At 44.7% G+C, this 23625-nt stretch carries 20 protein-coding genes and 1 riboswitch; of the genes, 13 read left to right on the forward strand and 7 right to left on the reverse strand.

What is annotated here, in order from left to right; all coding sequences use genetic code 11:
* Positions 1-47: 47 nt before the first annotated feature.
* The gene (locus R7Z10_RS14270; protein ID WP_017636010.1) at positions 48-1022 is read right to left on the reverse strand and encodes a TDT family transporter; all 975 of its coding nucleotides are present in this window, start codon (positions 1020-1022) and stop codon (positions 48-50) included.
* A gap of 109 nt (positions 1023-1131) precedes the next feature.
* Between R7Z10_RS14270 and R7Z10_RS14275 the strand changes: the two genes are divergently transcribed.
* The 5 genes from R7Z10_RS14275 (at position 1132) to dapD (ending at position 6034) form a co-directional block, all read left to right on the forward strand.
* The gene (locus R7Z10_RS14275; RefSeq protein WP_017636009.1) at positions 1132-2058 is read left to right on the forward strand and encodes a LysR substrate-binding domain-containing protein; all 927 of its coding nucleotides are present in this window, start codon (positions 1132-1134) and stop codon (positions 2056-2058) included.
* Positions 2059-2186: 128 nt separating this feature from the next.
* Positions 2187-2486: a YebG family protein gene (locus R7Z10_RS14280; RefSeq protein WP_005380208.1), complete on the forward strand. Its 300-nt coding sequence runs from the start codon at positions 2187-2189 to the stop codon at positions 2484-2486.
* Between the two features lie 156 nt (positions 2487-2642).
* Positions 2643-2718: riboswitch (Fluoride riboswitch) on the forward strand.
* Between the two features lie 259 nt (positions 2719-2977).
* Positions 2978-3670: an iron-sulfur cluster assembly scaffold protein gene (locus R7Z10_RS14285; protein ID WP_005391710.1), complete on the forward strand. Its 693-nt coding sequence runs from the start codon at positions 2978-2980 to the stop codon at positions 3668-3670.
* Positions 3671-3693: 23 nt separating this feature from the next.
* The gene (locus R7Z10_RS14290) at positions 3694-4677 is read left to right on the forward strand and encodes a GGGtGRT protein (RefSeq protein WP_005391709.1); all 984 of its coding nucleotides are present in this window, start codon (positions 3694-3696) and stop codon (positions 4675-4677) included.
* Positions 4678-5002: 325 nt separating this feature from the next.
* Entirely contained in the window at positions 5003-6034 is a 1032-nt protein-coding gene (gene dapD / locus R7Z10_RS14295; RefSeq protein ID WP_318105110.1) for a 2,3,4,5-tetrahydropyridine-2,6-dicarboxylate N-succinyltransferase, read from the forward strand.
* Between the two features lie 81 nt (positions 6035-6115).
* Here dapD and glpQ read toward each other — a convergent pair whose 3' ends face one another.
* Together glpQ and glpT are read right to left on the reverse strand one after the other, a co-directional pair.
* A complete protein-coding gene (glpQ, locus tag R7Z10_RS14300; RefSeq protein ID WP_005380201.1) occupies positions 6116-7171 on the reverse strand; it encodes a glycerophosphodiester phosphodiesterase in 1056 nt (351 codons plus the stop codon).
* Positions 7172-7227: 56 nt separating this feature from the next.
* A complete protein-coding gene (gene glpT, locus R7Z10_RS14305) occupies positions 7228-8592 on the reverse strand; it encodes a glycerol-3-phosphate transporter (protein ID WP_005380199.1) in 1365 nt (454 codons plus the stop codon).
* Positions 8593-9488: 896 nt separating this feature from the next.
* Between glpT and R7Z10_RS14310 the strand changes: the two genes are divergently transcribed.
* The 5 genes from R7Z10_RS14310 to R7Z10_RS14330 all read left to right on the forward strand — a co-directional run bounded on the left by R7Z10_RS14310 (position 9489) and on the right by R7Z10_RS14330 (position 15838).
* A complete protein-coding gene (locus tag R7Z10_RS14310; RefSeq protein WP_318105112.1) occupies positions 9489-10343 on the forward strand; it encodes an MIP/aquaporin family protein in 855 nt (284 codons plus the stop codon).
* Positions 10344-10402: 59 nt separating this feature from the next.
* On the forward strand, positions 10403-11920 hold the full coding sequence (gene glpK / locus R7Z10_RS14315) for a glycerol kinase GlpK (protein WP_005380193.1): 1518 nt from the start codon (positions 10403-10405) through the stop codon (positions 11918-11920).
* 159 nt (positions 11921-12079) lie between these two features.
* Positions 12080-12871 carry a DeoR/GlpR family transcriptional regulator gene (locus R7Z10_RS14320; protein ID WP_005380192.1) on the forward strand — a complete coding sequence of 264 codons (792 nt, stop codon included), beginning with the start codon at positions 12080-12082 and terminating at the stop codon, positions 12869-12871.
* A 177-nt stretch (positions 12872-13048) separates the two neighbouring features.
* On the forward strand, positions 13049-14608 hold the full coding sequence (glpD, locus tag R7Z10_RS14325) for a glycerol-3-phosphate dehydrogenase (protein WP_005391703.1): 1560 nt from the start codon (positions 13049-13051) through the stop codon (positions 14606-14608).
* 276 nt (positions 14609-14884) lie between these two features.
* On the forward strand, positions 14885-15838 hold the full coding sequence (locus R7Z10_RS14330) for a CorA family divalent cation transporter (protein ID WP_005391702.1): 954 nt from the start codon (positions 14885-14887) through the stop codon (positions 15836-15838).
* Positions 15839-15911: 73 nt separating this feature from the next.
* Here R7Z10_RS14330 and R7Z10_RS14335 read toward each other — a convergent pair whose 3' ends face one another.
* Complete coding sequence (locus R7Z10_RS14335) at positions 15912-17096, reverse strand: NnrS family protein (protein ID WP_005391701.1); 1185 nt, start codon at positions 17094-17096, stop codon at positions 15912-15914.
* Positions 17097-17278: 182 nt separating this feature from the next.
* Here R7Z10_RS14335 and R7Z10_RS14340 point away from each other — a divergent pair, with 182 nt between their 5' ends.
* Positions 17279-17830: a gamma-glutamylcyclotransferase family protein gene (locus R7Z10_RS14340; RefSeq protein ID WP_025768214.1), complete on the forward strand. Its 552-nt coding sequence runs from the start codon at positions 17279-17281 to the stop codon at positions 17828-17830.
* Between the two features lie 38 nt (positions 17831-17868).
* Here the strand turns inward: R7Z10_RS14340 and R7Z10_RS14345 are convergent, their stop codons facing one another.
* Entirely contained in the window at positions 17869-18456 is a 588-nt protein-coding gene (locus R7Z10_RS14345) for an outer membrane beta-barrel protein (protein ID WP_017820436.1), read from the reverse strand.
* Between the two features lie 420 nt (positions 18457-18876).
* Here R7Z10_RS14345 and ebgR point away from each other — a divergent pair, with 420 nt between their 5' ends.
* A complete protein-coding gene (gene ebgR / locus R7Z10_RS14350) occupies positions 18877-19863 on the forward strand; it encodes a transcriptional regulator EbgR (protein ID WP_025768213.1) in 987 nt (328 codons plus the stop codon).
* 170 nt (positions 19864-20033) lie between these two features.
* On the opposite strand, the gene R7Z10_RS14355 is transcribed toward ebgR, so the two are convergent.
* Positions 20034-20975 carry a LysR family transcriptional regulator gene (locus R7Z10_RS14355; protein ID WP_054577567.1) on the reverse strand — a complete coding sequence of 314 codons (942 nt, stop codon included), beginning with the start codon at positions 20973-20975 and terminating at the stop codon, positions 20034-20036.
* An 88-nt stretch (positions 20976-21063) separates the two neighbouring features.
* Here R7Z10_RS14355 and chrA point away from each other — a divergent pair, with 88 nt between their 5' ends.
* Positions 21064-22203 (forward strand): chromate efflux transporter, encoded by a 1140-nt coding sequence (gene chrA / locus R7Z10_RS14360; protein ID WP_005380170.1) that lies wholly within the window; start codon positions 21064-21066, stop codon positions 22201-22203.
* A gap of 123 nt (positions 22204-22326) precedes the next feature.
* Here the strand turns inward: chrA and R7Z10_RS14365 are convergent, their stop codons facing one another.
* Positions 22327-22971, reverse strand: coding sequence for a helix-turn-helix transcriptional regulator (locus tag R7Z10_RS14365; RefSeq protein WP_005380169.1), 645 nt, complete (start codon positions 22969-22971; stop codon positions 22327-22329).
* Between the last annotated feature and the right edge of the window lie 654 nt (positions 22972-23625).

Raw genomic sequence — 23625 nt, forward strand, 5'->3', positions numbered from 1 at the left:
AAAAGCCTCTTGGTTGTAAGACCAAGAGGCTTTTTCCTATCTGCTATTTAAGCGTGATGAGCGTGCATCAAGCGTGGCTGAATCAACAAGTTGTTGATGTATTGTAAGGCCACATAAGAGACAACAAATGTTGCCACAATCAACTCAAGACCAGCTAAGCCTCGCACTTGTTGAACATAGTGCGCAGCCAATCCTTGCAACTCCATCCAATTCGCCATTTTAAACAGCGCCGTCGCACCGATCACCATCGGGAAGGTAAACGCTGCATAGCCAGGGCTGAATGGCAGTCTAAGCAATTTAAAGAACGCGAGATATATGATGGCTGTCATCAATACCGCGATACCAAATAGCATAGCGATGATCACTGGTGATGGTGTCGCAGTGACCGTTAAGTACCCTGCCAATGATAGACTTGCTGGCGCCGCCATAATTGCCATGGTTGGTTTTGCTGCATCCGGAATTTCATGGGTAAACATGAAACGGTAAATCATCATCGGCAACATGATCGCGTACGCCACCATACCAAACATCAATGCACCTTGTGCCACTGGTGCTAACATAGGGTTGCCAGAGAAAGACACATCCGCAACGATGATACCCACAGGCGGTACAAACCAACTAGGAACCATGTGGTGCAATTCAAAATCTTTGGCGCGATGGTAAACAAAGCTCACCAAGAATACGATGTGCAAAACCACCGCAATCAGCCAAAGCGCATCGCCAGCTAATGGGTAAAAATGGCCGAGAGAGTTCGATACCACCATAGTGCCCATCGCAAATGTCGGAACCACGCTGCCCACAACCGGATGAGCAAGATCTTGTCTCAATAGATGATTATGTAGCAAAAACTTGGTTGCCAATATAGCCAACAATATGCTCGCGATACCCGCACTAATCCACTGTCCGTAGCCATGTAATTCGGCGAAGTTTTCCCAACTCCAGCCCAAGCTTGCAATACCAAGAGCCAAACCCGCCATTGGAGTTGGCGCTCCCATTACTTTTGCTTTTGTTCTTTGAATCATGATGACCTCAACCAGACTCACTCTTGATGAGACGTATAATACGCTTGCACTTCGTTCCGATATATCTAATTATTTAAAACAAACGTTCAGAATTACTTAACGGTGGGGTATGGCAAGTCACATTTCTCTTAAACAACTGAAAGTGTTTACGACGATCACGCAGCACAAAACGCTCACAGCGGCTTCTGATAGTCTCTTTTTATCGAAAGCCGCAGTGAGCATGGCACTCTCAGAATTAGAAAAGCAGATCGGCCATCACTTATTTGATCGTGTTAATAACCGACTGATTTTGAACCAAGAAGGTCAAAAATTACTGCCACTGGCGGATGAATTACTCAACCGAGCCAAGGACATCGAGAGCATTTTCGATGGTGACCAAGCGCTATCGGGCCAACTTCGCATTGGTGCCAGCGACACCATTGGCAACCAAGTCGCGCCCTATTTGCTTAGCGAATTTCGTCAGCAAACGAACCATCGTTCTCAAAGTCTGTTCATTTCTAACTCCGCACAAATCTGCGACATGCTGACCGATTACGAGTTAGACATAGCCCTCATTGAAGGCAAAACACTTCACCCTGAATTGCAGTCTACCCAGTTTAGCGAAGATGAAATGTGCGTGATTTGCGCGCCCAATTCCCCAGCCGCGCACGAAGGGCCAGTAAACTTAACCGAGCTAGAAAACAGTGAATGGATATTGCGAGAGGCAGGCTCTGGTTCACGCGAATTTTTTATGCGCGTTGTCGCGCCGCGCTTGGAACATTGGCATGAAGCTTTTCAGCTCAATACCACCGAAGCGTTGATCAACTCAGTATCGGCAGGGTTAGGCTTGGGCTGTTTGTCACGTTTGTCTGCAGAACCTGCTATTCGTGACGGCCGCGTAAAACTGCTCGACATGCCTTTAGATATGAAACGTCGCTTCTGGTTACTGGTTCATAAAGAGAAATATCAAAGCCCATTGCTCAAAACGTTTATCGAATTTTGCCAAGATTGGGAGCGACCAACAAACCTTCCTTTGGCGGACAAATCCGCAAAGTGAAACCAAGATAGTTTAAATGCTAGTCAGTTAGTTGTACGTGTCTCTCATTCTGAGGCTTGTCGCTAGACTTGATTGGTCAAAAACTGTATAAAAAGCCAGTATCAATACACCAAATTAGGGGACCAACCATGGCTGTAATCGTCAAGTACGTGGTAGAACGCAATGGAGAAGAGAAAATGACTTTTACCTCTAAAGCGGAAGCTGACGCATACGACAAAATGCTGGATATGGCAGACGAGTTATTCTCACTGCTGGGTAAAAGTGAACTTCTAGAAGACGAAGGTAAGCAAGAAGATCTTGCAATGTTCCTTGCGCAAAACAAAGAAGAAGTGCTTTACGCTCTTGGTGCAAAACGTAAACCTGCACCAAAAAAAGCAAAGAAGCTTGAAGCTGTTGAAGAAGATAGCGAGCAAGAAGACGCTGCATAAGCCTCTTATTTGTTTAGAAAAAACGTCGCATTATGCGGCGTTTTTTTATTCCTTCCGTTTATCTCCATATATCTCTGAGAATATAAAGAACCGATTTAATATCCCAAATTGCTCTAAATTTCATGTTGCGGATTAGTGTGACTTAGATCTAGTCTAAATGGGTCCGGTGATGGGGTGCCACCGGAATCGAAAGATTCGAACCGCTGTTAAAGCTAATGACTCCTACAGAAACGAAAACAGGTCAGCCCTGTTGGAAGTGCTTTCGCTTATGTTGTGAAAGCGAGAGTTCTGTAGTGAGCAATTCAACTCTTCTCCAACCCCGCTCCTGTTTTCTCAAAAATTAAAAAGATATCCAAAATAGTTGTTAACTCAACAAGGCGACAAACGCATGAACCTCCTGAACATAGTTTTCTATTTGATGGAGCGAATAAGAGCAGTCAACGCCGTTGAGACTGACAAATAGGCTGGATATCGTACACTGGGAAAACATTATGCAATATTCACACGAAATCCAATCAATGTGCCCGATTCAACGCGGCGAGCTTCATGCATCTGCACCGATCCCTGTTGAAGGCGCAATGATCAATCCAAAAGACGTTATCGCGATTTCTGGTCTTAGCCACGGAGTTGGCGCTTGTGCTCCTCAACAAGGCGCAGCAAAACTGACCCTTAACGTCAAAAACGGCATCATCGAAGAAGCTTTGATCGAAACGATCGGCTGTTCAGGCATGACTCAATCAGCAGCGATGGCCGCAGAAATCCTAACAGGCAAAACCATTCTTGAAGCACTGAATACCGACTTGGTATGTGATGCTATTAACGTCGCGATGCGCGAAATCTTCCTTCAATTTGTTTACGGTCGTACGCAATCTGCTTTCTCTGAAGGCGGCTTAGAAATTGGTGCGGCATTGGAAGATCTTGGTCAAACTCAACGCAGCCAAGTGGGTACTAGCTACTCAACCAAAGCAAAAGGCGTGCGTTACATGGAGTTGGCTGAAGGCTATGTAACAAAACTCGCGCTAGACGAAAACAAAGAAGTGATTGGTTACCAATATCTCAACCTCGGCAAGATGATGAAAGCCATCAACGAAGGCGTATCTGCTGCAGAAGCCGCAGACAAAGCGACGGGGACTTACGGTCGTTTTGACGAAGCCGTAACTACCATCAACCCACGCCAACAATAATTGCCACCAAGAGGAAAGAGATTATGAACACTCCAATTACTGAATCTGTACGTCGCACATTAGACGAAATGCAACTTTCTTCTCTGGAAGAGGCTTACCAATACTGTATGGATCGTGGTATCGACCCTAAAGCACTAGTGATGGACACTCAACCTATCGCGTTTGAAAGCGCTGCCGATGCCTACACGCTAGGCACTGCTTTGGCGATTTTCCGCGTAGCAAAAACAGCTGAAGAAGCTGCAAACATCATCGGTGAAGGCCTTCAAGCCTGCACAAAACCAGGCAGCGTCGCAGAACAACGCCGAGTGGGTATCGGTCACGGTGCATTGGCGGCTCGTCTATTGAATGAAGAAAGTGGCTGTTTCGCTTTCCTTGCGGGCCATGAGTCATTCGCAGCGGCAGAAGGCGCTATCAAAATCGCATTGAACGTGAACAAGTCACGAAAAAATCCGTTGAAAGTTATCCTAAATGGCTTGGGTAAAGACGCCGCTTACCTAATCTCACGCATCAATGGTTTCACTTACGTACGCACTCAGTACAACTACCAAACTGGTGAGTTAGTGGAAGTAGAACGTCGCCGTTTCTCCCAAGGTCCACGTGGTGAGATCCTTTGCTACGGTGCAGACGATGTGCGTGAAGGCGTGGCTATCATGCATAAAGAACAAGTGGATGTGAGCATCACTGGTAACTCAACCAACCCGACTCGCTTCCAACACCCTGTAGCAGGCATCTACAAAGCAGAACGTAACCGTGAAGGCATGCCTTACTTCTCTGTGGCATCAGGTGGTGGTACTGGTCGTACTCTACACCCAGACAACGTGGCGGCAGGTCCTGCCTCTTACGGCATGACAGATACCTTGGGTCGCATGCACGCCGATGCGCAATTCGCGGGTAGCTCTTCAGTACCAGCACACGTAGCGATGATGGGCTTCATCGGTATGGGCAACAATCCAATGGTAGGGGCAACGGTTGCACTTGCAGTAGAGGTCGGTGAGCTAAGCCTCTAAGTCGATTTATCGCTTTACTATCCAAAGTCAGTAAATCCAACAAACCCAGTGTAGGGGGAGTGACTTCGGTCCTCCCCTTATTTTTTTGCGATGCTCCCTTCTCCCACTTCACTGTGTCTCTGCCCAAAATCGGCCTGATAAGGCTTTTGCGACACATTTCTCATCAGACAAACATATCTCTAAAAAGACAAAAGGTATCCATCTACGGACTTTCTCCATTTCCCCTCTTTAAACTCCCCAACACTCTCTTTATGATGACCGACAACTTAATTATTTCTTGTCAGTGAACAGACGAGACACAAGACTCAACACATGGAGATCAACTATGGCTTTCTTCTCTCTAGCCTTTGGTACGGCAACTAAAAACCGCGACGGCAAAATCATCGAAGCGTTTTTCCCAAACCCAGTTCTTAACCCAAGCGAAGCGCTTGTTAACGCACTAGCAGCAGTAGCAGGTTATGAGCAAGGCAACCAAGCTATCGAGATCTTTGCAGCACAAAGCGCAGAACTGGCAGCAGCATTTGAAGCAAACGGCGATGCGGCAAACGCTTCTTTCGCAGCAAAAGCAGCAGAATCAGCACAACCACTTGTACTGGTTATCCTTGCCACTGACGAGCAGCCACAAAGCGTTGCTGAAGGTTTCCTAAAACTTCAACTTATCTCTAATCGCCTAGTTCAACCACACGGTACGGTACTAGACGGTATCTTCGGTCTACTACACAACATCGCATGGACTAATGAAGGTCCAATCGACCTACCTGAACTAGCAGAGCGTCAAATCGAAGCTCGCCTAGCGGGTCGTGCACTAAGCGTAGATTGCGTAGACAAGTTCCCTAAAATGGTGGACTACGTGGTACCAACTGGCGTTCGTATCGCTGACACTTCTCGCGTACGTCTTGGCGCACACGTTGGCGAAGGCACAACGGTAATGCACGAAGGCTTCATCAACTTCAACGCGGGTACAACAGGCGTGAGCATGGTTGAAGGTCGTATCTCTGCTGGCGTAGTGGTTGGTAACGGCTCTGACATCGGCGGCGGCGCATCTATCATGGGTACGCTATCTGGCGGCGGTAAAGTTGTGGTTTCTATCGGTGAAAACTCTCTACTAGGCGCGAACGCAGGTCTTGGCTTCCCAATGGGTGACCGTTGTACTATCGAATCAGGTCTGTACGTAACTGCTGGTTCTAAAGTGCGCATGCTAGATTCTGCAGGCCAAGAAGTAGAAGTTGTGAAAGCCCGCGATCTTGCTGGTGTTTCTGACCTACTGTTCCGTCGTAACTCTGTAACAGGTCAAATCGAGTGTCTTGCAAACAAGAGCGCGGTTGAACTGAACAGCGAACTGCATAAAAACAACTAATTCATTCGTGAATTAGCCCTACGAAAAATCCCCCAGCAGGAAACTGTTGGGGGATTTTTTAGCTTACAGCAAAATGCGTGATTACTGATTTAAAAAGCTGACCGCTTTATCTGGGAAATCAGTAAACAAACCATCCACTTTTACTTGGTTGTAGTACACATCCATCATGCCTTCAAAGCTGTCAGTGTACGCTGGAATGCGTCCTGGATCGGCGCGGAACGTGTATGGATGCACTTGCAAGCCAGCGTCTTTTGCAGCCTTCATCAACGGCTTGATGATGATATTGTCTTTGGTTGACTTATCATCCACCAGCATCGGCTTCCAAGGTCCAATTCCTTCCGCGTAACTCGCTACTTTCTTCATTCCGTCGGCTTCGAACATCCAGTCATAACTGTATGGTGTTGCCTTGTCGCCTTTGTACACCATAGTTTCGTTCCAGTCCGTGTAAGCCATAAGCTGAACGAGCTTTAAGTCCATGTCCATTGCAGGCATGAGTTCACTGTTGATGCGTTGAAGTTCATTCGCATCAAAACACTGAAGGTAGACTTTGTCGTCTTGAGAGCCGTAACCGTACTGCTTCAAGACTTTAAGTACTGCTTTAGAAATGTCCTTACCTTCATGACGATGGAACCAAGGCGCTTTAATTTCTGGGTAAATACCGATGTCATAACCCAGCGTTTTGTTTAAGCCTTGGATCAGCTCAATCTCTTCAGCAAACGTCGGCACGGTGAAGTCAGATTTCCACATAGGGAATCGGGTTGGATAGCCCGCTACTTTGTTGCCTTTCTCATCGATGTTGAACCCTTCGGTAACTCGCAAGGATTTGATTTCCGCCAGAGTGAAATCAATCGCGTAATAACGACCATCTTTACGTGCACGATCAGGAAAACGCTCCGCAACATCCGTTACGCGATCGAGATAATGGTCATGCAACACGACCAACTGGTCGTCTTTCGTCATTACCACATCTTGCTCTATGTAGTCAGGTTTCATTGCGTAAGCAAGTGCTTTGGCTTCTAGCGTGTGCTCAGGCAAGTAGCCCGATGCGCCACGGTGCGCAATGACAAGCGGCTTCGCAATCGCACCAGCAGAGAGGCTAAGTGCTAAAAAAGTAAGACATACTGACTTTGTTTTCATTGTTATTTCCTTGATAAAGCGAAGAGGCAGTATTCCACTGCCTCTTTAAATAAATATTACGCTAGCGCTTCCTTCTCGCGCTCTTTTTGCTCGTGGTGCGCACGTTCACCTAAAAAGGCGTACATCAAACACACGATAGAAGTAATACAAGAACCCACTAAGATGATAAAGCCACCATCCCAGCCAAAGTGGTCTACGGTGTAGCCCAAAATCGCGTTTGCGGCAACTGCCCCACCCAGGTATCCAAACAAACCAGTAAGACCAGCGGCAGTACCTGCCGCTTTCTTCGGAGCGAGTTCAAGTGCGTACAAACCGATCAGCATAACCGGACCATAGATTAGGAAGCCAATTGCAATAAGCGCCATCATATCTACTGTTGGGTTGCCTGCAGGGTTAAACCAATAAACCATCACTGCAACTGTCACTAACACCATAAATAAGATACCAGCAGGTGCACGACGACCTTTGAACAATTTGTCAGAGATCCAACCACACAATAGTGTTCCTGGAATGCCAGCCCATTCGTATAAGAAATAAGCCCATGACGATTTATCTACCGAGAAATCCTTCGCTTCTTTTAGGTAAACAGGTGCCCAGTCCAGTACGCCGTAACGAATTAGGTAAACAAATGCGTTTGCAATTGCAATCGACCAAAGAAGTTTGTTGTTGAAGACGTATTTGAAGAAGATTTCCTTCGCTGTCATTTCTTGTTCATGGGACTTGTCATAGTCATCTGGGTAATCGTCTTTGTATTCTTCAATAGGAGGCAGACCACAAGACTGAGGGGTATCGCGAACCGTCATCCAAACAAACACAGCAACTAACGTGGCGAAAAATGCAGGAACATAAAATGCAGTGCGCCAATCATCATTAAATGCCCACAGGCCAAGAATAAATAGTGGACCAATCAAACCGCCACCCACGTTGTGCGCCACGTTCCAAACCGAAACGATCTCACCACGCTCTTTACGTGACCACCAGTGCACCATGGTTCGGCCACAAGCAGGCCACCCCATCCCTTGGAACCAACCGTTTAAGAAAAGCAAAATGAACATCGCAGTGACGCTACCAGTCGCCCATGGCATAAAGCCAAAGCAAAACATCACTAATGCAGACATCAATAGGCCGCCACTAAGGAAATAGCGAGGGTTGGAGCGGTCTGAAACGCTGCCCATTAGAAACTTAGAGAGACCATATGCAATGGAAACAGCTGCCAAGGCGACACCTAAGTCTCCGCGGCTAAAGCCTTGCTCGATAAGATAAGGCATCGCCAAACTGAAGTTTTTACGAACTAGATAGTAACCGGCGTAGCCAACAAAGATACCGATAAAGAGTTGCCAACGGAGGCGAGAGTAGGTGCTATCGATGCTGCCAGGGGACAGACGATCAATGTGCGCCTTAGGTTTGAATATTCCAAACATAGGAACCTCATTATTTTGTATGCGATGGTAAAAACACAAAAGGAGCGAACGAAACAAAATAAATCTTCGTTCGAAAGTTCATGAATTGTATGGAGTTAGGATTTTATTTCTGTGACAAATGTTGCACATGGATTAAATATAAGTAAATACAGTAAATTATATGAGCATTAATTAGATCATCGTTCAACTTTACTCAAGATTCGTTAATATTAAACTGATGTTCAAACCTCTCACTTGAGCATTCCAATTCGAAACCTTTGAAACAAAGGCTCGAATTAGAACATAAACTAACCGTAAAAAGGGCGATTTACGCCTGCCCTACTCGCTCCGAACCAACTAATAACTAAAAAGCTGAAAAACGATCACGTTTAGCATCAAACGAAATAAAAAAAACAATTTTTATTTGAATACAAGCCGAAGCAATGATTCACAAACACAAGACATTAACAGCGTTTATTCTCTTATCAACTCATCCTATTGGTACCAATGGGATGACGATTTTTTCTAAAAGTCCAAACATGACAGCGTATTTTTTATATCACTGCTATCCCTTGATACATTTGACATTCCGCTACTCCTTTAGGGTTAATTGCTACACAAGTTCTGTGCAATAAATCTCCAAGCACGTAGCAGCTTCACAAAACTCCTCTTACCAGTTGTGCATTCTTTTTCACATCGGTAATTTGAGCGCTCTCAACACTGGCCTCGTGACAAATAAATTATTTTCGTTGTGTTCTTTTCCGGTTAAAAGATGCGCCATTTAACAAAAACGAAGACTTTGATTAACAAATCTATGCTCAAACGCTCATTTTTAACGCTCGTTTGTTTTCGCAAACGTTTATATATGCACAATAGTATCGTGCTAGACAGGCAAAAATGATCAAAGGACTTTTAACATGACAACGAACAAACACCCCTCTCTGCTCGGAGAATGTTTGGCCGAGTTTATCGGTACAGGACTACTTATTTTCTTCGGCGTAGGCTGTGTTGCAGCCTTAGTTCTAACAGGCGCATCATTTGGACAATGGGAAATCAGTATTGTATGGGGCTTCGGTGTCGCCATCGCGATTTACTGTACGGCTGGCGTCTCTGGTGCACACATCAACCCTGCCGTTACCATCGCACTTGCTATGTTCCATGGTTTTGATAAGGCGAAAGTGGTGCCATACATTATCGCTCAAATGCTTGGGGCATTCTGTTCTGCTGCGTTGGTTTACAGCTTATACAGCAACCTTTTCACCGACTACGAAATCGCTCATAACTTCGTTCGCAGCAGCCAAGATGCACTTGCAACTGCTGGTATCTTCTCGACTTATCCGCATGCCTCTATCTCTTTCTTTGGTGCTTTTGCTGTGGAATTCGTTATCACTGCTGTACTGATGTTTGCGATTCTAGCTCTGGGCGATGAAAATAACGGCGCGGCACGTGGCGCAATGAACCCTCTATTGATCGGTATTTTGATTGCCGTCATCGGTGGTTCACTTGGCCCACTAACAGGCTTTGCGATGAACCCTGCTCGTGACTTTGGACCGAAGCTGTTCGCTTACTTCGCAGGCTGGGATTACGCTCTGACAGGTGCTAAAGACATTCCTTACTTTATCGTGCCTTTACTTGCTCCGATTGCAGGTGCGTGTTTTGGTGGTTGGTTGTATCCAAAAGCGATTGCCGCTTACCTTCCACAACAAGGCCACGGTTGCACGATTCCAAACCAATGTGAGACGGAAGAAGAAACAGAAGAAGCTAGAGCTTAAAACTGACGTAACTCGAACATTTACTAAAATATAAATAACGAAACAAAAGGATTCTTACCATGACTGAGCAAAAATACATTGTTGCCCTAGACCAAGGTACAACAAGCTCTCGCGCAGTGATTCTTGATCATGATGCGAACATCGTAAGCGTCGCGCAACGCGAATTTACTCAGATTTATCCAGAAGCTGGTTGGGTTGAACATGATCCAATGGAGATCTGGGCAACACAAAGCTCTACCTTAGTAGAAGCTCTAGCTAAGTCTGGCATCCGTAGCGACCAATTAGCGGCTATCGGTATTACTAACCAGCGTGAAACGACCATCGTCTGGAACAAAGAAACAGGTAAACCCGTTTACAATGCGATTGTATGGCAATGTCGCCGTACTGCTGATATCTGTGAAGATTTAAAAGCACGCGGTCTCGAAAACTATGTACGTGACAACACTGGTTTGGTGCTTGACCCTTACTTCTCCGGTACCAAAGTTAAATGGATTCTGGACAATGTTGAAGGCGCACGAGAAGACGCAGAAGCAGGTAAGCTGTTGTTTGGTACTGTCGATACTTGGTTAGTTTGGAAGATGACTCAAGGTCGCGTTCACGTAACCGACTACACTAACGCATCGCGTACCATGCTGTTTAACATCAACGATCTATGTTGGGATCAAAAAATGTTAGATGAGCTTGGCATCCCAGCATCTATGATGCCAGAAGTGAAGCGCTCATCGGAAATTTACGGTAAAACCAACATCGGTGGTAAAGGCGGTACTCGTATTCCTATTTCTGGAATCGCAGGTGACCAACAAGCGGCGCTTTACGGCCAAATGTGTGTTGAAGCGGGTCAAGCGAAAAACACTTACGGTACGGGTTGTTTCTTGCTAATGAATACTGGCCAAGAAAAAGTCACTTCGACACATGGCCTTCTAACTACTTTGGCTTGTGGTCCTGCAGGCGAACCAGCTTATGCACTTGAAGGTGCCGTATTCATGGGTGGGGCTTCTATCCAATGGCTACGCGATGAATTGAAAATCCTAAACGGTGCAGAAGACTCTGAATACTTCGCGACAAAAGTGGATACATCAAACGGCGTTTATGTCGTGCCTGCATTTACTGGTTTAGGCGCACCATACTGGGATGCCTACGCACGTGGCACGATTGTCGGCCTTACTCGCGGTGTGAATTCAAACCATATCATCCGTGCAACATTGGAAGGCATCGCTTATCAAACTCGTGACGTACTGGATGCGATGCAAGCTGACTCAGGCATTAAGCTTGCGAACCTTCGCGTCGATGGTGGTGCAGTAGCGAACAACTTCCTCATGCAATTCCAATCCGATGTATTGAACACAGAAGTACACCGCCCTCAAGTAACTGAGGTTACCGCTCTTGGTGCAGCCTACCTTGCCGGCCTTGCAGTTGGTTACTGGGATAGTATTGATGAGTTGCAGAATAAAGCGGTACTTGATCGCACCTTTGAGCCACACGATGATGAAGAAAAACGCAATCGTCGTTACAAGGGCTGGAAACGTGCAGTGAAATGTGCACAAACCTGGTCTGAACTTCACGACGAAGAAGATTAATCTCATCTCCATAAGAAAAAAAGAGCGCCATTTGTGCGCTCTTTTTGCGCTTTATCCCCGATTCCTGAACTCGCTTACTTCTCACAACGAGCAAATTCGAGCACAATAGAGCTTCGAATTTGAAGCATTGGCCGTTACCAATGCACAAGGGAGTGGTAAGTGAAGCAAATACCTCGACACCAGCAGATTGTTGAGCTGGTGAAAAAACAAGGCTATGTCAGCACGGATGAGTTAGTAGAAAGATTCAATGTCAGCCCACAAACCATCCGACGCGATCTCAATGAACTCGCCGATGACAACAAAATTCGTCGTTATCACGGTGGAGCCACTATTCCTCTCAGTTCTGAAAACACATCTTACAACACGCGTAAAGCGCTCAACTTCAATGAAAAAGATGTCATTGCAGACGAGGTAGTCAAACACATTCCAGATGGTGCCACACTATTCATCGATATCGGCACCACACCAGAAGCAGTTGCGCGAGCGCTCAATAAAAACCATAAACAGTTGCGTGTTGTCACCAACAACATCAATGTTGCGACCATTCTTTTCCCTAACCCTGAAATCAAAGTCATCTTAGCGGGTGGAGAAGTCCGCAGCAGAGACGGCGGTATTGTTGGCGAGGCTACCCTCGATTTCGTTAAACAGTTCCGTCTCGACTTTGGTATTCTCGGCATTAGCGGTATCGACTTCGATGGCTCGCTATTAGACTTTGATTACCACGAAGTCCGGGTCAAACAAGCGATCATTGACAATAGCCGTAGTGTATTTCTTGCCGTAGACCACACCAAGTTCGGGCGCAATGCTATGGTGAAACTAGGCAATATTGCACAGCTCAACATGATCTTTACCAATAAGCAGCCACCAGAAGAAATCTTGTCAATTTTGAAGGAAGCTTCTATCCCACTTGAAGTGGTTGAAGCTAACGAATCAAACTCCGAAAACGAGTAACGTCAATCGTATAACTCCCCCTCAAATGACCTCTGTCTTAATTAGACAGAGGTTTTTTTTGTGTCTAAATCACACAAAACGCTCACAAACGAAAATAATAGATGATCACAAACGAAACCTGAGCTAGGATTACATTATGTTCTAAAATGCTCGTTCGCTCACCAAGAGGTCAAATTTATGAGTATACAAAATAATGCTTCCACTACTAGCTCATCCACTACCTTAGACTTGATCGTAATCGGTGGCGGCATTAACGGAGCTGGTATTGCAGCAGACGCAGCTGGCCGAGGTTTGAGTGTTGGCTTATATGAAGCACATGACTTCGCATCTGCGACTTCTTCAGCAAGTTCTAAACTGATACACGGCGGTTTACGCTACCTTGAACACTACGAGTTTCGTTTAGTTTCGGAAGCGCTCGCAGAGCGTGAGGTTATTCTTCGTAAAGCACCACACGTCGCATTACCAATGCGTTTCCGTTTACCGCATCGCCCATTCCTACGCCCAGCTTGGATGATTCGTTGTGGCCTTTTCCTTTACGATAACTTGGGTAAACGTACGACGCTGCAAGGCAGTAAAACCGTCAACCTTGCGAAATCTGGCTTGCTAAAACCAGAGATGAAAACGGGTTTCGAATACTCTGACTGTTGGGTTGATGATGCACGTTTAGTATTACTGAACGTTCTTGCGGCTCGCGAAAACCATGCTGAAGTGCGTAACTACTGCCGCGTGGAAAAAGCACACCGTGAAGGTGGTATCTGGCATGTTACTATTCACGATGTGATGACAGACCAACGTTTCGAACGTAAAGCGAAAGCGTTAGTCAATGCTGCGGGGCCTTGGGTAAAACAGTTCTTTGATGATGGATTAGAGCAAGCCTCTCCTCGTAACATTCGCTTAATCAAAGGCTCGCACATCGTTGTTCCTCGTATCCACAACGAACCGCAAGCCTACATTCTTCAAAACAAAGACAATCGCATCGTATTTATGATTCCTTACTTAGATAAGTTCTCAATCATTGGTACAACAGATGTGGAATACAAAGGTGACCCACGTGAAGTGTCGATCTCAGATGACGAAGTCGATTACCTCATTGATATCGTAAACCAACACTTTGTCCACCAGTTGACTCGCGAAGATGTAGTTTGGACATACAGCGGTGTTCGTCCTTTATGTGACGATGAATCTGACTCTCCGCAAGCAATCACACGAGACTACACGCTAGAGCTCGATGCGGAATACGACCATGCACCTCTGCTTTCTGTTTTTGGTGGTAAGTTAACGACCTACCGTAAGTTAGGTGAAGCAGCAATGAAGAAACTTGCTCCGTTCCTACCTGAAATGGGTAAAGACTGGACGGCCAACCAAACCCTTCCTGGTGGTAACTTCAGCTGTAGTCGTGAACAATTAGCGAAACAAATTCATGCTAAATACACTTGGGCGCCAGAAGCATTGATTCTTCGTTATGTCACTCAGTTTGGTACCCAAACGTGGAACTTAATGGAAGGTACAACAAGTGAAGCTGACTTAGGACAAACGTTCTCGACACAAGCCGGTGGTGTTTACCAACGTGAGATCGATTACTTAATGAACCATGAAATGGCAATGACCGATGAAGACATTTTATGGCGCCGTACTAAGCTTGGTCTTTACATGAACGAGGAAGAAAAACAGGCCTTAACGGACTATTTAAAGAAAAAGCTACAACAGAAAGTGGTTAATCTTTCTCAAGTTGGCTAACAGCTCCCCTCCCTCCCCCCACAATAAAGCCTGCTTAGTTGCAGGCTTTTTGTTTTGTTGTTTAAGCACAACACCTTGGTGCGCTCCACTCGATTGCAAATAAGAACAACTATTCATAGACATTTGGCATTAAATACAATCATACTCATTTGAAAAATAATGCATCAATGACTTCAGAGTACCGTACTCAGAGCATTGCCTCTGTATGGCAATGCAATTCTCGCGAAAGAAGTATCTTGAGGTTATTTTGGTATCGGCTCAAACAAGGAAAAGAAAATGGGTTTTATGATTGAACATTGGGACTTCTCAACCCCAGAAGCAACTCAACAATCCACCACGGCAGAGCAAATTCAAGCTAAGCATTGGTACCATTGCGAACGGCTGCATCCTGATATTCGTGGTTGGCTGGAGCAAAACCAAGTACCTCGAGCTACGGTTGATCATCTATTAGCCGACGAAAGTCGACCATCTTTCCATCCTTTGGATGACGAGAACTTCATGTTGATTTTACGAGGCGTCAATATGAACGGCAATGCATCACCAGAAGATATGCTTAGTATTCGAATTCTCTACTTTCAAGGCGCACTCATTTCAACTCGTAAAATTCCATCACGCGCGATCATGGAGATTCGCCAAGCATTAGCGGAACACAAAGGCCCAAAAAGTCTTGCCAGTTTACTTCATCAGATCATTGAAGGATTAAACAGTAAAATAGACATTTACCTTGATACGATTGAAGAAACACTAAACCAGTTCGACGTGAATGATGAGTCGACGTACAAACATATGGCGACTCAAAAAGCACTGATTTCTATCAAGCGTTTTATTCGCCCTCAGCAGTACGCTATCCGTGATCTTGTGGAGTCAGAATCAGAATTGATTGCTTTGAGACCTCATCAATATCGCTTCGCACACAATAATATTACGCGCATAAATGAAACACTTGAGTTTTATCTTGGAGAAGTGGCGCTTTTCCAAGAAGAGATCAAACATCATCGTGATGAGAAAACCAATAAAAACAGTTACCTGTTTACTTTGGTAGCAACGATTTTTCTACCAACTAGCTTCTTAACAGGTTTACTCGGTATCAATGTTGGTGGAATGCCAGGCGTGGAATCCACCATGGCATTCACCTGGTTCTGCATCGCCTTAATTGTCATTTTTGGTCTAGAGTGGTGGCTATTTAAACGCTTGGGGCTCACGAATAAAGCGGACGACGAAGACGAATAAACACTAAACCTATAAAGAACAAAAACCAAAAGAGGAGCACGCGGCTCCTCTTTTCTCTACTCACATTAGAATCTTATCCGGGGTGACCATCCACACGAGGGGTCACAAGCATCACACCAAAGCGCCACACAAATAGCCCAAACGCAACAATCCATAATCCGCCGCTGATATCAATCCACAGTATCATGTTCGCTGGATCAAAGATCACGGCGAAACTGCGAACCAAAGCTGCCGCGGTAATTGCTGCAAACGCAAGGCTCATGTTTGGCCCTTTGTAGATCATGCGACCAGTATGTCCCATCGTCACCCGTGTAATCATCGCTAAAATCAAACCGCCTAACGCACCTATCGCAAACAGGTGAATGAGGTTATGGCTGGCAAATGCATCTCCCCAGACGCCTCGCAAAATTAAGCTTAGTGGTAAACACAAATACGCAGCATGCAGCGACCACACTAAAGGCTCGCTCAGGGTTAACCAAGGTTTCCAGCGAACAAAACGCACCAACTGAGCAACACCTGCAAATAGCATCAAAGGACTACCTAGTTCTGCAAACGTCACAGGGAAAAAGCTCAGCACAAATAGCATTACCAATGGCAAGTTCGCGAACCACTCTAACCAAGCCAATGGTTGCGCTTTTTCGAAATTAAATCGACGCGCAGTAAAAAATGGAATCACACGTCCGCCCATCACTGACAACAGCAAGGTAAACCACCACAGCATTGCTTGCCACACCGCTGAAGAGCTAAAGGGCGGCATACCTTTTATCGTTGCGTAGCTTGCAAAGTTCGCAAAGATGGCTAAAAGAAACAGTGGAACGAAAAACAAATTACGCCAACCTTTGGCTCGATACACACGAATGCCCACCTCATAGGCGACAAACAGTAAAAATACCGCTTCGATACTGCTGGTTAACCATAACGGTGCTGGTGTCCAAAGCAATATGCGGGGCACTAACCACAAGCCAAATAAAGCCAGAAGCATGTAATGCTTGGTACCATTAATGCCAGTCCAGTTTTGTACCGCGGTCAGTACAAAGCCAACTACAATGGCCATCGAAAAACCGAACAACATTTCATGTACGTGCCACCACAATGCAGGCACGGCTAATGCGTTTGGCTGTCCGCCTTGGAACATCCACACCCACAACGCAATCGCAACAATGGCGTAAATCGACCCAAACAGAAAAAACGGCCGAAAGCCTAATCGCAGCCATGCGGGGATTTTTTCTTCTACTTTTTTATCGGTGATATTCAGCATTATCTTGCCCTCAAGCGTCTCTCGATGCTGGTTAACTCAACTACATATTGATGCTACCATAAACATGTATAAAAAATACATGTTTATAATTAAGATTATACTTAAGAGGTAAAGTTGTGCTTCAGATGCGGGTTAGGTATAAACATGAGAGGCACAACTATCAGTTAAGGGATGCAACGACAATGTACATATTTGGCTATGGCAGTTTGATTAATTCTGCGTCGCGTAAGTTAACCGGACAAACGGGAGAAGCCATTCCCGTCATAGCACATGGGTTGGTTCGCTACTGGGGGAAGATTGACGACAGCTACAGCCTCTCTCCATTAGTGGTGAACCAAGGCGATGGACAGGTTAATGGCGTTTTACTCGAAGTAAATGAAGAAGCGCTCGCAGAATTCGACCGCCGTGAGCGAGGTTATCATCGTATTCAACTTCAGCCAGATCAAATCGAAACAGATGCGAGTTTTAACCAAGAACATGACATTTGGGTTTACGTAAAAGACGAGCCACTACCACCATGCGAAAAGAGCCCAATCATGCAAAGTTATGTTGATACCGTACTGGCAGGTTGCTTGGAAGTTTCCCACGCGTTTGCAGAGCATTTTGTGCGTCACACCATTGGCTGGCAACACGCGAAAGAAAATGACCGCCACCAACCCAAATATGGCAACCTTGCAGGCGTACAAGATCACCATTATGAGTTGATTGATAATCTAATAAAAAAAGGAGCCTAACGGCTCCTTTTTAGTATCTATGTTTTGCTTACGCGAGCTTAAAACTTGTAATCAACACCAACGTACAGGCTGTCAAAATCAAAATCTTCGCTGCCACCGTTTTCGGCATCAATACTTACCGAAGAAGCACGGTAGCCACCAGATACAACCAAACCTGAAGCGAACTCATAACCAGCCTCAACACCGTAGTTAAAGCCTACATCACGACCATCATCGGTAACAGTGCTAGATGATTTCACTTCATAAGAAACACTCATTACACCAAGGCCAGCAATCGCACCAACATAGAAGCCTGTACCTGCAAATTGGTATTTAGGCTTCGCATTGAAATTGAACGCAGAAGCATCAACACTAAATTTAACCGGCCACCCCATGTAAGAAAATGTTTCTTCAAAGTCGCCAAAGTATATGTACTCACCTTCAAAAGCTAGTTTGAAGTTTTCTGAATATTGAAGCTCTTTACCTACAGCAAGGCTAAGACCTGTCGCAGAAAGATCTTTTGACAAGCTTTTAACTTTAAGATCTGAATTTACCAAATCAGCACCAACATACCAGTTACCTTTTGCTTGAACTGATGCTGAAGCAACCACTGCACCTAAAGCCAATAATGGCAATACTTTTTTCATTATAATTTCCTAATTTTTCATACTGTTAGACAGCTTTTAAAAGCGCGGAGATTATAAATAGAGTTGAATACTTTCCTATTGATTTGTTTATAAAATGAGACACAAAACATAAACATGAACAATAAAACGTTTGCTTGATTAAACTCTAAACAGCTCGAGTCCTATTAAGTACTAGAGTTACCACAAGTAGCAAGTTTCCAAACCAGTCGCGTTTTTCAGTATTTTTACAGCAATATAATCCTTACGTTTACGGCTTTATTTATTACTCAATAGAGTCTATTTCATGAAAACAATTTGGCTTGATATGATGATTTAAAGTGTTTAGGACTGTCTTACTAAAGGTTTGTGCATATCTAAGTAGCTGTTTAAAATAGTCAGATTATTGAGCTCACACTTGGGCAGTGCCAACGGGAAATTTACATGGCAAAGCTAAAAGATATCGCCATTGAAGCAGGCGTCTCACTTGCAACCGTATCGCGGGTTTTGAACAACGACCCAACGTTGAGCGTTAAAGAAGAAACCAAATACCGCATTTTGGAAATTGCAGAAAAACTGGAGTACCGCACCAGTAGCTCGAAGAAAGGCATCAAAGAAGCTAAGCAAAAACATCACTTTTTAGCCTTATATAACTACAAACAAGAAACAGAGGTGAATGACCCTTACTACTTATCAATTCGTCATGGGATTGAAACGCAATGCGACAAATTAGGTATTACGCTAACCAATTGCTATAACAGTGAAATTGATGTTGAAACGAAAAAGATAACAGGTGTCCTTTTAGTCGGAAATGTCGACCAAAAGGTAGTAGATAAATTACCTAAACGTCTAGCCGATAGCATTTGCTACATAAACTTTTCAGATCCAACCTGCCCTTATGATTGCGTTGATGTCGACCTTATTCGAATCAGTAGGCAAGTAGTTGATTTCTTTGTACAACGAGGCCACCGCCGCATCGGTTATATTGGCGGTCAAGACAAGCACGACGCAGCTGACACTCGTGAAAATGTGTTTTTGGACTATGGCTATCTAAAAGGCGTGGTCGCAGAACATGATATACACTATTGTGCCTGCTCTAGTTTGTCCGGTTATAACTTAGCGAAAGAGATGCTAGCCAAAGGTGACTTCCCGAAAGCAGTATTCATTGATTCAGACTCCATCGCGATTGGCATAGTACGTGCAATCCATGAATTTGGCTTAAAGATACCAGAGGATATTACGCTGATTAGTATGAATGATATTCCTACTGCTCGCTTTACCTTTCCGCCGTTGTCTACAATTCGTATTCACTCTGAGTTGATGGGAACTCAGGGAGTGAACTTACTAGTGGAAAAATACCGAGATGGACGCTTACTCCCTCTTCATGTATACGTTCAAACAGAGCTTAAACTACGTGGTACAACTCAATGATACCTTTTCCATTAATCTCTTTTATGAATTAAATCTGGAACATCCCCCCCTAACCCAAGATATTCATTTTGCACAATCAGTACTGTTTCGGCGTAACGCCGATAACTCAGCGGGTAGTAAGAAGTTCAACAACAAATCACTCTAAGCACCATGAGTGCCCCAAATGTTTATCATTTAGAGGTGATGGTCGAAGAAACCAACTCGCGTAGCCAAATGCCTTTGTCTTCATTGTTTCGGCTGGAATGCCACAGCATGGCAATATCAAAATCCGCAACGGCGATCGGCGGCTTAACAGTAATGAGATCGTCCGAAAAGCCCTCCGCCAACGCCATTTTTTCTGGCACGATGGCAATGAGATCGCGCTTTTTCAATAGATGCCGAATAGTGAGAAAGTTGCGCGACGCCACGGTGACTTTGCGGCTCAAGCCATGTTCTGCGAGCTTTTGGTCTACTTGTGTCTTTAAGCTCCCATCGGGACTTACCAGAGCTTGCTCGATGTTCGCGAACGCTTCCAGAGACAGCTGTGTTTCCCCTTTCAACACCTGTTTATCACACATGCACACGTGTTTTTCGGTGTACAAGTACAAGCTCTCAAAGTTGTCATCCAACACCGGCATGCTGCCAATAATGACATCGAGCTTTTCGTGCTCAGTTAATGCCACGTAGTTGCTACGATTGACGTTAATAAAACTGATCTGCGCCTCTGGGGCGCGCTGGCGTATTTCGTCATAAAGCCGAGGAGCAAAGATAAACTCGGCATAATCCGTTAACCCGATGCGACATACACCCGCGTAATTTTCAGGTTGGAAGGCAGACTTAGTGAGCAAGTCTTTGGCGATAGAATCCAACAAGTGATGCACAGTTGGCGCGATGTGGTGAGCGTGCTCGGTGGGCTCCATCTTGTGCCCTTTTCGCTCAAAAAGCGGGTCGTCAAACAACAACCTTAAACGAGACAAACTATGACTCATCGCCGACTGGCTAACGTAACTTTTCTCTGCCGCGACGCTAACGCTTCGATAGCGATACAAGTAGGAAAACGTCACCAATAAGTTCAAGTCAATGTTGCGCCACTGAATGTCCTCTTTCACTCCAACATCCTCATCCCATTTCATTCATAGATGAAATTAAAATCATCAATTTGAGTCATTTTAGAGCATTCGATAAATTAGCAACAATGCTTTTTAGATAAACAGGCTCGACATGTTCACCATATTCAAAACTTTTTTCTGGCTGGGTTGGTTCAGCTTCGGCGGCCCGGCGGCTCATATTGGTTATTTTCGCCAAACCTTTGTTGAGAAACTGAAATGGCTTGATGACAGCGAGTACGCGCAAATTGTCGCGCTCAGTCAGTTTTTGCCGGGACCGGGCTCAAGCCAAGTTGGCTTTGCTTTAGGCTATAAACGTGGCGGTTTAGGTGGCGCATGCGCAGCATTTGTCGGATTCACGCTTCCTTCAGTGGTCATCATGTTGGCGCTGGCGATGGTGAGCAGCCAAATCACCGACACCGCAGTGTTCCAAAACATCGTTCACGGCCTAAAACTGCTCGCAGTCGTCGTCGTGGCGGATGCGACTTGGGGCATGTACAAAAACTTCTGCCAAAGTAAACTGACCGCGGGTTTGTGCGTCGCGACTGCGATTGCGTTGCTGGTGGCACCAAGCATCATGACGCAAATGTTCGTGTTGATCGCAGCAGGTTTTGTCGGAATGCGATATCTGAAGAAAGACTCCGCGCCATCAGCCGAGTCGTTTAAACCGTCTATCGCGCCATTAGCTCTATTTGCGATGCTTTTACTCGGCTTACCGTTAGTGGCTCATACGTTACCTTTGCTTGGGCTGTTTAGTGATTTTTTCCAAGCTGGTAGCTTAGTGTTTGGTGGCGGTCATGTGGTTCTGCCGCTTCTGCAAAACATTGTTGGCGACCAGCTCAGCCAAGATGCATTTTTAACAGGCTACGCCGCTGCACAAGCTGTACCGGGGCCAATGTTCACCTTTGCTACTTTTATCGGTTATGAGCTTTCGGATACGCCAATTTTAGGCGCTCTGATCGCAACGCTTGGCGTATTCCTCCCTGGGTTTCTTTTACTACTTGGCGTTCTTAAGAACTGGCAAGCACTGGCAGGCAAACCGCTGGTCTCCGGCGCCATCAACGGTGTAAATGCCTCGGTAGTAGGGTTACTACTCGCGGCACTTTACCAGCCAGTATTTAGCAGCGCAGTTGTTGCTCCCATCGACATGGCGTTAGTGATTGCGGGTTTCTATCTACACAAAAAGCTCAACCTTTCGGTACTATGGATGATCGTGTTTTTTGTGGCAGCAGGCCTTGTCACGGGCATGATGTAGCCTGCTGATACGCCAACTATTGAATCTAGATAAACCACGGGCACTCAAATACGAGTGCCCTTGCTTAGATTAGATAGTGAAAACGGAACAGACCCCGATAAAAAGAGCATCACAAATTATGACTTAACTTCTCTCGGTTAAGCCATTGTTCATTCTTACCAACTTAACTGCATCATGACGAGAATGGACATCGAGTTTTTTGTACAACTTGTATATATGGCTTTTCACTGTACTTTCAGATAAAAAAAGTCTTGAAGCAATTTGTTGATTTGAAATGCCGTACACAAGTAGCTCTAGAATCTGTTTTTCTCTGCATGTTAACTCATCATGCTGCTGTTCTTCGGACAAATTTGCATGCCGATAATTGAGGACTAACTTCTCTAGGTACATTCTTGGTAGCCACAACCCACCTTTCAGTACGTATTCCGCGCCATCACATATATGTGTCACTGATGCACTTCGGAGCAAAATTCCTTTTAACAACTTCCAATGCAGTAAGTCCGTTTGTACTTTTTCACAAGGGACGTTGTGAAGCATAAAGGACCACCCAAATAGATCAAAATCTGGTAACTTTCCTTGTACTTCAAGCTGACGCATAAAATCGTAATCAATAAACATCAAATCGATACTGAGTGAGTGACTTCTGAACACCACTTCATCTGGTTGCATTATCTTTACATCGACATCATGAATGGAAGACAGCTGTTTTTTTATTAAGTTACTTTGTAAATTACTCTCAGCTAGCAGTATCAAGTGCTTCTTTTCCATAGTCCCACCACATTAACTTACCTGTTTCACCAACCCCCGTTAGAAAATTAATTGGAGGCAGCAAAGAGAATTTATCTTCATTTTAAGTAGAAAATATAGCACTTCAGAATGATATCGCATTGCTTTTCAGCACCGAAAAAGACTTAAAAAGTATGAACCTGTTGTGTTTTTATCCATACTTTTCAACCTGTGTTAGCATAAGGATATGATTTATAATATTAAATAATAAAGATAATAATTGGATAAAATGCCATTTATAAAAAATGGATGACTGCTCCGCTCAGTGCAATAGAACAAATTACTTCTTTATATTGGCTTCATTTCATACTTGATGAGTACTTAAAGTAAATACAAAAAATAACATTATGATTATGTTATTTTTTTCTTTAATACTTTAAATAGACGTACCTAAATACTCCCTTCCAGCCTGAATCATTCTCAATAATGAGAACAGCTTTCACTGATCCTTTCTTATAATTTCATCGCTTCCCACAACATTTGAAGGAAGCAGCAAGAAGTTAAGTGCAGTCATTTTTAATCAGGAATAACAGGAAATGGAGTAATCGTTATGACTCTAAACAAAACAGGGCTTGCTTTAGCAATGTCAGCAATTTTATTTAGTGGCTCTCTAATCGCGAATGAGATCGATGATGG

This window comes from Vibrio sp. Vb1018, from assembly GCF_033338775.1.
In the GTDB taxonomy this organism is placed as follows: Bacteria; Pseudomonadota; Gammaproteobacteria; order Enterobacterales; family Vibrionaceae; genus Vibrio; species Vibrio alginolyticus.